Source organism: Pseudarthrobacter siccitolerans (assembly GCF_030823375.1).
GTDB lineage: Bacteria > Actinomycetota > Actinomycetes > Actinomycetales > Micrococcaceae > Arthrobacter > Arthrobacter siccitolerans_A.
The window spans coordinates 4,172,027-4,184,555 of record NZ_JAUSXB010000001.1 but is presented as its reverse complement, the minus strand read 5'-3'; the positions used below and the strand labels follow the sequence as shown (position 1 = coordinate 4,184,555).

Annotated in this window: 9 protein-coding genes; 6 read left to right on the top strand and 3 right to left on the bottom strand. The window is 67.1% G+C overall.

The features are described 5' to 3' along the window. Positions 1–29: 29 nt before the first annotated feature. Positions 30–416 carry a nitrite reductase small subunit NirD gene (gene nirD / locus QFZ36_RS19485; RefSeq protein ID WP_306638741.1) on the bottom strand — a complete coding sequence of 129 codons (387 nt, stop codon included), beginning with the start codon at positions 414–416 and terminating at the stop codon, positions 30–32. Positions 417–689: 273 nt separating this feature from the next. Here nirD and nirB point away from each other — a divergent pair, with 273 nt between their 5' ends. The 6 genes from nirB (at position 690) to QFZ36_RS19455 (ending at position 7,741) form a co-directional block, all read left to right on the top strand. Beyond that, positions 690–3,320 (top strand): nitrite reductase large subunit NirB, encoded by a 2,631-nt coding sequence (gene nirB / locus QFZ36_RS19480; protein WP_306638740.1) that lies wholly within the window; start codon positions 690–692, stop codon positions 3,318–3,320. 2 nt (positions 3,321–3,322) lie between these two features. Next, positions 3,323–4,357 (top strand): uroporphyrinogen-III C-methyltransferase, encoded by a 1,035-nt coding sequence (gene cobA / locus QFZ36_RS19475; protein ID WP_306638739.1) that lies wholly within the window; start codon positions 3,323–3,325, stop codon positions 4,355–4,357. A gap of 14 nt (positions 4,358–4,371) precedes the next feature. Next, positions 4,372–5,520, top strand: a complete 1,149-nt coding sequence (locus tag QFZ36_RS19470) for a uroporphyrinogen-III synthase (RefSeq protein ID WP_306638738.1) — start codon at positions 4,372–4,374, stop codon at positions 5,518–5,520. Positions 5,521–5,724: 204 nt separating this feature from the next. Then, the gene (locus QFZ36_RS19465; protein WP_306638737.1) at positions 5,725–6,582 is read left to right on the top strand and encodes an FAD-dependent oxidoreductase; all 858 of its coding nucleotides are present in this window, start codon (positions 5,725–5,727) and stop codon (positions 6,580–6,582) included. A gap of 118 nt (positions 6,583–6,700) precedes the next feature. Further along, the gene (gene deoC / locus QFZ36_RS19460; RefSeq protein WP_306638736.1) at positions 6,701–7,426 is read left to right on the top strand and encodes a deoxyribose-phosphate aldolase; all 726 of its coding nucleotides are present in this window, start codon (positions 6,701–6,703) and stop codon (positions 7,424–7,426) included. 51 nt (positions 7,427–7,477) lie between these two features. After that, positions 7,478–7,741, top strand: coding sequence for a hypothetical protein (locus QFZ36_RS19455; protein WP_306638735.1), 264 nt, complete (start codon positions 7,478–7,480; stop codon positions 7,739–7,741). Between the two features lie 182 nt (positions 7,742–7,923). Here the strand turns inward: QFZ36_RS19455 and QFZ36_RS19450 are convergent, their stop codons facing one another. Then, the gene (locus QFZ36_RS19450; protein WP_306638734.1) at positions 7,924–8,736 is read right to left on the bottom strand and encodes a metal-dependent hydrolase; all 813 of its coding nucleotides are present in this window, start codon (positions 8,734–8,736) and stop codon (positions 7,924–7,926) included. 6 nt (positions 8,737–8,742) lie between these two features. Then, positions 8,743–12,462: a transcription-repair coupling factor gene (mfd, locus tag QFZ36_RS19445; RefSeq protein ID WP_306638733.1), complete on the bottom strand. Its 3,720-nt coding sequence runs from the start codon at positions 12,460–12,462 to the stop codon at positions 8,743–8,745. Between the last annotated feature and the right edge of the window lie 67 nt (positions 12,463–12,529).

Genomic DNA, 12,529 nt, shown 5'->3' with positions numbered 1-12,529 from the left:
CCCTTGTTCCGGGTTGGAACTGCGCGTCCTTACAGCTCGACTTCGACGAAGCCGTCCACCACGCGGGTGCTGAACGCTGCGATGCTCAGGCCCGGGGTGCTGAAGCATTCGCCGGTTTCGAGGTCATAGACCTCTTTGTGCAGCGGCGAGGCGATGGTGGGACGCGTACCGCGTGATCCCAGGATTCCGCGGGCCATTACGTGCGCGCCGGTAGCCGGGTCCTCCTGGGCCACCGCGAAAACCTCAGTTGGGCCGGTCCGGAAGAGGGCAACCTGACGTCCTGCCACGAGGGCGGCTTCGCCCCAGGCGGGTTCCAGGTCGTCCACCAGGCAGACGCGGTGCCAACCGGTGGTGATGCCCGGTGCGGCCTCGTCGGTGGCTGCTGCGAGTGCCCCAAGTTCCAGTGTTGCCGTCATGTCGGCTCCTTCTCCTGTGCGTGTTTTCCTTGCCTTCGGCTGCCTCTGCGGCCGTGTTCCACGCTAGGGGGCGGGTGTTTCAGCGGGGTGCAGTGAATGTGTCCAGTGGGTAAAAGACACCTCACGCGGCCCGAAACCCGCCCGTGATGCAGAAGTTAAGTTGACGAAACAATTGGGAAACTGAAGCGAAACTGCGTCTCCCTAGTCTGGATGGACAGCTCGTCAGAGGAGGCTGCGGGAAAACTGCCTGCGGCCCATGCGAAAGGCCCATCAGTGACCGAACAGACTTCAAACACCGAGACTCCGCGCCGCATCGTCGTCGCCGGCGGCGGCCCAGCGGCCCACCGTTTTGCGGACGCAATGCATGCCCGCGGCCTCGATGGCTGGCATGTCACGGTCCTCACCGAGGAAGCGCACCTCCCGTACGACCGCGTCGCGCTCTCCAAGGCCCTCACCGAAAAAGACGTGGACCTGACCCTGGGCACCGCTTCGATGTGGGATCACCCTTCGCTTGAGCTGAAGACCGGCGAGCGCGTAGCCAGGATCAATGCCGAAGCCAAGACGGTGGAAACCGCTGCCGGCAACGTCTTCGAATACGACGAACTGGTGGTGGCCACCGGCTCGAACGCAGCGCGCCTGCCCATCCCCGGCGCCGAACACACCCACGTGTACCGCACGCTCGAAGACGTGTGGGCCATCAACGAGGCCATCACGGGCCTCACCGAGAAGCTGGGCCGCAGGGTCAACGCCGTCACCATCGGTGGTGGCCTTCTCGGGCTCGAATCGGCCGCCGGCACGGAGCAGCTGGGCGCCAACCCGATCGTTATTGACGGTTCGCAGTGGCTGATGGCCACGCAGCTAGACGAGGGCGCAGGCCAGGCCATGGGCAGGCTGATCAAGTCCAAGGGCTTCGAGGTCCACGGCGGCGTCTTCCCGTCGGAAGTATTGTCCGACGACGACGGCCAGGTCACCGGCGTCCTCATGGCTGACGGCCGGGTCATCGACGCGGACATCGTGATTGTCGCCATCGGCGTGCGGCCGCGTGATGAGCTCTTCCGTGCTGCTGAAGGCGAGGAGCAGGTGTTCAGCCTGGGCCAGCGCGGCGGTGTAGTCATCAACGACTACTGCGCCACCGAAGTACCGGGCATCTGGGCCATAGGTGAAGTAGCCAACTATGGCGGCATGTGCCTGGGCTTGGTAGCCCCCGCCAACACCATGGCAGAAATCGTGGCCGACCGGCTGCACGGCGGGGACGCCACGTTCCCCGGCTTCGACACCGCCACCAAGCTGAAGCTGTCCGGCGTGGATGTGGCGAGCTTCGGTGACGCCTTTGCAAAGACCGAGCACGCCCTCGAGATCGTCTACGCCGATCCCGCCCGCGGCGTCTACCAGAAAATTGTTACCACGGACGACGCCAAGACCCTGCTCGGCGGCATCTTCGTGGGCGACGCCTCACCGTACATGAGCCTGCGTCCGCTTCTGGGCCGCGAACTTCCCGCAGAGCCCGGCGCCTTCCTCAGCGCGGCCGGCGGCGGCGACGCCCCCGAAACTGAACTGCCGGACGACGCCACGCTCTGCTCCTGCAACAACGTCACCGCCGGGTCCATCCGTGACGCCATCAACGGCTGCGGCGCCTGCGAGGGCAACGCCCCCGTCCAGGAACTCGGCGAGCTCAAGGGCTGCACCCGCGCCGGCACCCAGTGCGGTTCCTGCGTCCCGATGCTGAAGAAACTGCTGGAAACCGAGCTCACCAAGTCCGGCGTCGAAGTTTCCAAGGCCCTCTGCGAGCACATCGAACTGTCCCGCCAGGAACTGTTCGACGCCATCCGGGTCCTGGAACTCTCCTCCTTCGAAGAGATCATGGCCAAGTACGGCACCGGCGCCGGCTGCGACATCTGCAAGCCCACCATCGCCAACATCCTGGCCAGCCAGAACAGCGCCTATGTCCTGGACGCCGGCCGTGGCACCCTGCAGGACACCAACGACCGCGCCCTGGCCAACATGCAGAAGGACGGCACGTACTCGGTGGTCCCCCGGATCGCCGGCGGCGAGATCACCCCGAAGAAGCTCGGCGTCATCGCGGCCGTGGCCGAGAAGTACAACCTGTACACGAAGATCACCGGCGGCCAGCGGATCGACATGTTCGGCGCCCGCCTGGAACAGCTCCCGGAGATCTGGAAGGAACTGGTGGACGCCGGCTTCGAATCCGGCCAGGCCTACGGCAAGAGCCTTCGTACGGTGAAGTCCTGCGTCGGTTCCACCTGGTGCCGGTTCGGAGTCCAGGATTCGGTGGCCATGGCCATCCAGCTGGAACTGCGGTACCGCGGCCTGCGCAGCCCCCACAAGCTCAAGATGGGTGTTTCCGGCTGCGCCCGCGAATGCGCTGAAGCCCGCGGCAAGGACGTGGGTGTCATCGCTACGGCGGACGGCTGGAACCTGTATGTCGGCGGCAACGGCGGCGCCACCCCGGCCCATGCCCAGCTGCTGGCCAAGGACCTCGACGACGAAACGCTGATCAAGTACATCGACCGCTACTTCATGTACTACATCCGCACCGCCGACCGCCTTCAGCGCACCGCACGCTGGCAGGAAGAGCTCGACGGCGGCATCAAGCACGTTGAGGACGTGGTGGTCAAGGACACCCTGGGCATTGCCGAGGACCTCGAAGCCGCCATGGCCAAGCACGTGGACACCTACAAAGACGAATGGGCAGATACCCTCCAGGACCCCGAGCGCCTGCGCCGGTTCCGCTCCTTCGTGAACGCCCCGGACCAGAAGGACGACTCCATCACCTTCGTTCCGGACGAGCGCGGCCAGATGCGCCCTGCCACGGCAGAAGAAAAAGGCAAAGTCCTCATCGGGGCCTCCATCCCGGTCCGGTCCAGCAACCAGAACGAGGTATAGGCATGCAGCTCAGCATTGATCTCACCGGCCGCGAAGTCCTGGTCACCGGCTCGGACCACGCGGCACGCCAGGCGGTCCGCCGCTATGAGGCCGCCGGCGCCGTGGTCTACCGCCTCAGCACCCCCGCGGGTGCCGCCCATGACGGCCCGCTGCCTGAGCGGCCGTTCCTGGTCGCCGCCGTCGATGACGGTCAGGCCGGTTGGGATGCCCTGCTGGACCGGTGCCGCGCAGCCCGGATTCCCGTAGCGGCGGAACCGGCCGCAGGACCGGTGGGGCACGTCACGCTGGTCGGGGGCGGCCCCGGAACCACCGAACTGCTCACCGTCGGTGCCGTCAAAGCGCTGCGGGATGCCGACGTCGTCTTTTATGACCGGCTGGCGCCCTGCCAGGACCTGCCGTCCCTGACCTCCGCGGAACTGGTGGATGTGGGCAAGAAGCCGGGCCACCACAAGGTCAGCCAGGGTGACATCGAGAAGCTGATGGTCGCGTCAGCTCTGGAAGGCAACAATGTGGTCCGGCTCAAGGGCGGGGACCCGTACGTCTTTGGCCGCGGCGGTGAAGAGGTTGCTTCCTGCGTTGCGGCCGGTGTTCCGGTGCGCGTCATCTCGGGCGTCACCAGCGCCATTTCGGTCCCCGCGGCCGCCGGAATCCCGGTCACGCACCGGGAAGTGAGCCACATGTTCACCGTGGTCTCCGGTCACGCCCCGCTGACCGCCAAGGAGCATGAGCACCTGGCGGGCCTGGGCGGAACCATTGTTGTGCTGATGGGCATCGGTACGCTCCACCAGCTCGCCGCGGGCCTCCGCCGGGCGGGCATGCGCGCCGACATGCCCATGGCCGTTGTTGAACGCGGATACCGTCCCGGGCAGCGCACCACCATCGCGGACCTGGGCACCATCACCACTGCGGCCGCAGGCTGCAGCAACCCGGCTGTGCTGGTTATTGGTGAGGTGGTTCGGGTGGCTGAAGCCAACCGCGGGCATGCTGAGGCCGCCGCCGACCTGGACAGGCTGGCGGCCTCGCTGCTGGGCTCGTGAAAGGATTGACCTCCATGAATGCACTTGCACCGGCCGAATCACCGCAGGTCGAAGAAACACCCGACGCCGCAGAAGCGCCGCTGGAGGGTTTCCGCATCGGCGTCACCTCGGACCGGCGGTCCCAGGACCTGATCGAGGCCCTCGAACGCCGCGGCGCTGAAGTGCTGCACGCCCCCGCCCTGAAGATCGCCCCGGTACAGGAGGACATGCGCCTCATCGACGACACCCGGGCCATCATCGCCGCCAAGCCGGACCTCTGCATCGCCACCACCGCCTACGGCATGCGCCGCTGGTGTGAAGCCGCGGATTCCTTCGGGATCGGCGACGAGCTGCTGGAAACCCTCGGAGCCTGCCGGATGTTCGTCCGTGGGCCCAAAGCCCGTGGCGCCGTGCGCGCCGCGGGCCTTGCCGACGTCGGAATCAGCAGCGACGAAACCACGGCAACGCTGGTGGACATGCTGCTCGCTGAGGGTGTCCGGGGCAAGACCGTCGCCGTGCAGCTGCACGGCTACACGGATGTCCGGCAGCTGGAGCGCCTGCGCATGTCCGGTGCCACCGTCCTGACCGTCACCCCGTACCGCTGGGTGAAGCCTGACGGCGAGGACAAGCTTCCCCGCCTTATTGAGGCGGTGTGCAGCGGAAACCTGGACGTCCTCACCTTCACCAGCGCGCCCGCCGTCGACGCCCTGTGGAGCACCGCCCACGAAATGGGCGTCTACAAACAGCTGATCGAGAGCCTGAAGACGAACGTCACCACGGCCGTGGTGGGTCCGGTCACCGCGCAGCCCCTGCTGGACGCGGGCATAACACCCCTGATTCCGGAACGCTTCCGGATGGGCGCCCTCATCAGGCTCGTGTGCGAGCACCTTGCCCTGAACCATGTGCGGCGGCTGGACACCAGATCCGGCAACATCGAGCTGCGCGGCCGCAGCCTTCGTATCAACGGCCAGCCGGTGGAACTGGCGCCGGCCCCGCTGCTGCTGCTGCGCGCCCTGCTCGGGGCGGGCGGCGCGGTCCTGTCCCGCGAATCCCTGTCCGACCTGCTGGAACTCCGCGGTTCCGTCCACGCGCTGGACATGACTGTAAGCCGGCTCCGTTCCTCCCTGCCGGACGGCCGCCTGGTGGAGACAGTGGTGAAGCGCGGCTACCGCATCCGCGTCTAGCTCCGCCTTCAGCCCCCGCAATGTGTCGGTGGGCGGCGGGATGAGAGGCAGGTCACGGGTTCTGTTACCGGCCGGTAAAAACTGGCGAACAAGGCCCGGTTAAACGGCAACTGAAGGGAAACACTCCGGAAAAAGCAGGGTCCTAGGCTGGGTTCCATCACGAAGTTCCGGCCGTTCAGCGGCCGCCAGCGAAAGGGCCAGCACATGTCCGCTCCGGCACCCTCCACCTCCACCAGTCCCGCCACCCGCATCGTCATCGCGGGGGCGGGTCCTGCGGCCCAAGCCCTCGTCAGCCAGCTTGACGGTGCCAGGTTCGCCGGCACCATCACCGTGCTGAGCAACCGGGACGACACCCCCGGGGAACTCCTCGAACTGGCACTGCTCCCCCAGGTCTCTGTCCGGTTCGGCCAGCCCGCCAGCCACATCGACCCGGAGAACCGGACTGTCGCCACGGCGGACGGCATGGAATTCAGCTACGACCAGCTGGTCATCGCCACCGGATCAGCACCGGTGGCCAGCCCGGTGGAGGGCGCCAGCCGCTGCCTCAGCTACTCCACCATTGATGACGCCGCCCGGATCGGCGAGGCGGTCAGCGAAGTCACTAAGGAACTCGGCCGGCGCCCGCTGGGCATCCTGGTGGGCACCGGGGCTGCCGCCGGCCAGGCGGAAGCCGTACTTCGTGCCAGGGGCGTCCGCCCCATCCGCACCACGGCCCGCCCGGCCGCCGTGGTTCCCGGTATCTCAGCCGGGCTCGCCGCCTCCGGCGTTGTTTTTGAAGATGGCAGCAGCATGAACGGAGACCTGGTGGTCCTGGCGGAGGAACGCGTGTCCCGGGACGGCCTGGCTGCCAGCGCGGGCCTGCAGACGGCCGCCACGGGCGGGATTGTCATCAGCAAGGACTTCCGCACCTCCGTCCCCGGTATTTGGGCTATCGGTGACGCGGCAGCGTTCGACGGCGTCCGGCTGGGACTGCTGGTGGCTGCCGCTTCCGCGGCGGGCGCCTGCGCCACCCAGCTTCTGGGTGCGGCATCCGTTCCGACCGCTTTGCCGGCGGCCGCCTGAGGGGCGCGAGTTCCGGCTTTCCCCCGGTTGAGGGCTGCACCGCTGTGGCAAGATGGTTCCGAAACGAGTCACGGGCGTTACAACGCCCCGGCCCACCGGCCCCTTCGAGAGGACCATCATGAGCAACGAAGCCACCCCTTCCGTTCAAACAGCCGCCGCCGGCGCCCCGGGTCCGGGCAGCATAGCGTCCTTCATCGACCACACGTTGCTGAAGCCCGAGGCCGGCGAGGCTGACGTCCTGAAGGTCTGTGCGGAAGCAGCCGAATACCGCTTCAAGTCAGTGTGCGTGAACCCCATCTGGGTCAAGACCGTGAAGAAAGCCCTCAGGGGTTCCGGCGTCCTCACGTGCTCCGTGGTGGGTTTTCCGCTTGGCGCCACGCCCACCGACGTCAAGGCGTTCGAGGCCCGCGGCGCGGTGCTGGACGGTGCGGATGAGGTGGACATGGTGATTAACATTGCGGCCGCCCGCGCCGGGGAGAAGGGTGCGCTCCTCGAGGACATCACGTCGGTGGCGGAGGCCGTGCACGCCAGCGGGGCCATCCTGAAAGTCATTATCGAAACGGCGCTGCTCAATGACAGCCAAAAGGTCCTGGCCTGTGAAGCAGCCGTGGAGGCGGGCGCCGATTTCGTGAAGACCTCAACCGGCTTCAATGGCGGCGGTGCCACGGCGGAGGATGTGGCCCTGATGCGCCGCACGGTCGGGCCCGGTGTTGGCGTCAAGGCCTCCGGCGGCGTGCGGTCCCTCGAGGATGCGCAGGCTATGATTGCTGCAGGTGCAACACGTATTGGTGCCAGCTCCGGCATCGCCATCGTCAAGGGTGAACAGGGTTCGTCCTCCTACTGACGGCAACCGGAGCCGCCACAGATTGAGGCCCGCGGGGCCAAGGAGGAACGAATGTCCAGCAAGATCACGGCTTCCAGCCAGGGCCAGGCGTCTCACGAAGGGGCTCTCCGGACCCCCCAGAACGAGAACAAGCTCGGCACGAGCATCCTTCTCTTCGTGGTCTGCATGGCACTGTTCCTCGGCGCCATCTACTCGCTGTCCTTCCTTACGCTCGGAAACCCCTGGCCCATGGCCGCCTGCCTGGGGCTGTTCGCCCTGGCGTACTGGATCCCGCAGACCATCCTGGGCCGCTCCGATTCCGCGGGCGAGCACTAATCCCAAGTAAGTAGCATCAAGTGCCGTTTTGACGCTCCAAAACGACACTACGCGCTACCCAGTTGGGATTCCCGATCCCACATATAAGAGACCCCCTGGACAGTGTCCAGGGGGTCTTTTCACGTTTAGTGCGCGAGGGGCTTCAGAACCGGCCCGCGGTTAGGACCGGATCCGCCGCAGAATCAGAACCAGATGCGGGTCCAGGCTTCGGCCGCGGCCGCCACCCTGGTCCAGTGTGTCTGGGCTATTGACCAGCCCGCCACGCATAACCCCACCATGGCGTAGGCGCTGACGGGGATCAGCAGGAGCCACTCCCGCTTTGAGCCGGCACGGCCCAGCAGCGGGAGGGACAGGGCGCCGTTGGGCCGCCAGACCTGGCGCAGCAGCGGCACCTTGCGCAGCAGTTTGGGCGGCCTGACCACCAGCGGCCACAGCAACGGCACGCCCCCGGTAGTGATCATGTCCCCCACAATGTGCACCGCCACACCGATCAGCATCGAAACGGGCAGCCACGTCCACTGGTCCGGGGCGTACCAGGTGACAAGCCCGGCCATGACCAGCCCGAAAATCCAGTTGGTGAGGAACCCGGACTTCGGAAACAACTTCAGCGCCTTGGCCGCGATGTTGATCATGAACATGCACAGCAGCCCGGCGCCTACGGACAGCAGTCCCCACTCCGTCTGCAGCTGGATCTGCCCGGCGAGGGTTGCCAGCAGCACAAAAAAGCCCGCCCCGAGTACGGAGTGAGTGCCCTGCCGGTGTCCGCCGCTGGCATTCTCGATGCCAACGGCAATCACGTTGGACAGCGGCGGCAGGGAATTCGCCACCGTGCTGTGCCGGTGGTCCCAGTCGCACACCAGGGCGGTTCCCGCCGTCGCCATGCCGCCGATCAAAATCCCGGTGGCATCCAGCGGGTACCAGCCCAGTGTGTACGGCCCCGTCGAGGCAACAGCTACCCACGCCGCGGCTCCCGACGCGGCGTGATGTCCTCCCATCAAGTCCTAACTCACCGCCAGCGGTGCGTCCGAGAAGATGTTGCGGATGACGCCGTTGGCCCATTCCAGGATTTCGGCGTCCTGCAGGTCCCGGCCGCCGATCTTCGCCGTCTTCGGCTTGGGAATCAGCACAGCATCGAGGGCGGGCTTGGACTGCGATCCCGGGTACATCCGGTTCAGGCGCATCACCTTGGACTCGGGAAGTGAAGCCGGCGAGAACTTGATGAAGTTGCCCTGCAACGCCACGTCGGACAGGCCGGATTCCCTGGCTCCCACCCGGAAGCGGGCCACCGCCACCAGGTTCTGGGCGGGCAGCGGCGGCTCGCCGTACCTGTCCACCAGTTCGGCCAGGACTTCGTCGATGGCCTCGTTGGTGAGGGCTGCTGCCAGCTTGCGGTAGGCCTCCAGGCGGAGCCGCTCCCCCGGCACGTAGTCGTGCGGGAGGTGGGCGTTGACGGGCAGTTCGATCTTCATCTCGGCAGCCTTCTCCTCGGCCTCGCCGCGGAAGTCGGCCACTGCCTCACCCACCAGGCGGATGTACAGGTCGAAGCCGACACCCTGGATGTGCCCGGACTGTTCGCCGCCCAGCAGGTTGCCGGCACCGCGGATTTCGAGGTCCTTCATGGCCAGCTGCATGCCGGCGCCCAGTTCGTTGTGCGTGGCCACCGCCTTGAGCCGCTCCAGCGCCACTTCGCCCAGAGGTTTCTCGGACGGGTACAGGAAGTAGGCGTACGCGCGCTCACGGCCGCGCCCCACACGCCCGCGGAGCTGGTGGAGCTGGGACAGGCCGTACTTGTCCGCCCCGTCAACAATCAGGGTGTTGGCGTTGGAGATGTCCAGGCCGGTTTCGATGATGGTGGTGCACACCAGCACATCGAACCGCTTCTCCCAGAAGTCCACGATGATCTGCTCCAGGCGGCTCTCGGACATCTGCCCGTGGGCCACCTCCACCCGCGCTTCCGGGACCAGTTCCCGGATCCTGGCGGCGGTGCGCTCAATGGTGGACACCCGGTTGTGGACCAGGAACACCTGGCCTTCACGCATCAGCTCACGCCGGATGGCCGCCGAGGTCTGCTTGTCCGTGTAAGGCCCCACGTAGGTCAGGACTGGGTGGCGCTCCTCCGGCGGGGTGGCCAGGGTGGAGGTTTCCCGGATCCCGGTGAGGGACATCTCCAGGGTGCGCGGAATCGGGGTGGCACTCATGGCCAGCACGTCCACGTTGGTGCGCATCTTCTTCAGGGCTTCCTTGTGCTCCACCCCGAAGCGCTGTTCCTCGTCCACGATCACCAGGCCCAGGTCCTTGAACTCGAAGTCCTTGGACAGCAGCCGGTGGGTGCCGATCACCACGTCCACGGAGCCGCTCTTGACGCCTTCCACCGTTTCCTTGGTTTCCTTGGTCCCCTGGAACCGGGACAGGGCCTTGACCCGCAACGGGAACCCGGAGAAGCGCTCGGTGAACGTCTCGTAGTGCTGCTGGGCCAGCAGGGTGGTGGGCACCAGCACGGCCACCTGTTTGCCGTCCTGGACCGCTTTGAACGCGGCACGCACCGCGATCTCGGTCTTGCCGTAGCCCACATCGCCCGAAACCAGCCGGTCCATGGGGATCTCGCGTTCCATGTCCGCCTTGACCTCGTTGATGGTGGTCAGCTGGTCCGGCGTCTCCACGTACGGGAAAGCTTCCTCGAGTTCGCGCTGCCAGGGGGTGTCGGGGCCGAACGCATGCCCGCGGGAGGCCATCCGGGCCGAATACAGCCGGATCAGCTCGCCCGCGATCTCCTTGACAGCCTTCCGCGCCTTGGACTTGGTGCTGGCCCAGTCCGCACCGCCCATCTTGCTCAGCACCGGGGTGTCGCCGCCGACGTACCGCGTCACCTGGTCCAGCTGGTCCGTGGGCACAAACAGCCGGTCCCCCGGAGCGCCGCGCTTGGAGGGCGCATATTCCAGCACCAGGTACTCTCTCACCCCGTCACCACCGCCAGCCACCTTGCGCTGGATCAGCTCCACGAAGCGGCCGATGCCATGTTGTTCATGCACCACATGGTCCCCTGCCACCAGCTGCAGCGGGTCCACGGCGTTGCGGCGCTTGGAGGGCATGCGGCGCATGTCCTTGGTGGAACCGGCGGAGGTCCGGCCCAGCAGGTCCGCTTCGGTGAGCAGGCCGAGTTTGAGTCCGTCCAGGACAAAGCCGCGTCCGACGGCGGCAGTGGTCACCTCGATGATGCCCGCCTGGGGCTCGTGGTCCAGGCTGTCCACCCGGGCGCAGGGGATGTCCGCGTCATGGAACAGTTCGGCCAGCCGCTGGGCGGGTCCGGGGCCCTCGGTGGCGACGACGATCCGCCACTGGTCCCGCACGTGGGACCCGATGAAGTCCATCATTTCCGCGACGTCGCCCTGGTAGCCGCGCGGTTCGCGTGCGTGCAGGTTCAGGACGTCGATCTCGGGCAGCAGTTCCTCGTCCTGGGCCAGGGAGGTGATGGACCACCACGATACCCCGTGCTCAAGGGAGGAGGTCCGGGTTTCCGCCAGTGACCGGAAGCTGGCGGAATGCAGCGCAGCGCTAGCCTGCGAGCTGAGGTCCAGCGGGGCTGTCCCGCCGTCGGAGGCAGTGGACCAGGCCGCTTCGAGGAATTCCTCGTTCGTGGCCGCGAGGTCGTGGGCGCGGGTCCGGACCTTCTCCGGTTCGATGACCACGGAGATGGAACCGGCGGGGAGTTGCTCCACAAACGGGACCATGGCGTCCACCAGCACCGGCGCCAGGGATTCCATGCCCTCCACGGCAACCCCGCCGGCAATCTTTTCGAGCATGTCGGCCGCGGCCGGAAGCTGGGACTTGAGGGTTGCTGCCCGGGACATCACGGACGGCGTGATGAGGATTTCCCTGCACGGCGGGGCGTGCAGTTCGGTGGGGTGGTGCAGCCCCGGTGAGGACAGCGAGCGCTGGTCGGCGACGGCGAACCAGCGCATCTGGTCCACTTCGTCGCCGAAAAACTCGACCCGGACGGGGTGGTCCTCGGTGGGCGGGAAAACGTCGATGATGCCGCCGCGGACGGCGAACTCGCCGCGGTGCGTCACCATGTCCACCCGGGCGTAGGCAGCGTCGGCCAGGCTGCGGACCACTTCGGTGAACGGCCTCTCCTGGCCCACCTTCAGGGTGACGGGGACCAGCTCACCCAGGCCGGCCACAACGGGCTGTACCACGGCGCGGACGGGCGCCACCACGACGCGGAGGGCTCCCGCCGTCGAACTTTCCGGGTGCGCCAGCCGCCGCAGGACGGACAGCCGCCGCCCCACAGTGTCCGAGCGCGGCGAAAGCCTCTCGTGCGGGAGTGTTTCCCAACTGGGGAACTCAGCCACCGAGTCAGCAGGCAGGTAAGCGCGCAGGGCGGCGGTGAGGTCCTCGGCTTCCCGCCCGGTGGCGGTGACGGCCAGCACCACGCCCGGCCCGGCGTCGCCGTTCCCTCCCCCCGCGGCGGCAATGCCGTCGGCCATCTCGGCGAGCAGCACCGGCCGCAGCCCGGCCGGCGCACTGATCTGGTAGTCCTGGCCACGGACGGCGAAGCCGCGGGCAGCCTCGGCGCGGACCCGGGCGAAAGTCTGGTCCGCGGCGAGGGCGCGGCGCAGTCCCTCCAGCGAAGGGCCTACGCTGGGTTTGCCGGTACTGGATTTGCCCGTGCTGGACGTTCCTGTGCTGGATGTGCCGGCGGTGGACGGGCCGGGAAGGCTCATGGCAGAAGCTCCTGTGGTGTTACATAAAAAGCAGGCAACGCGAAAACCCGAAATTCGCTGCGAATCC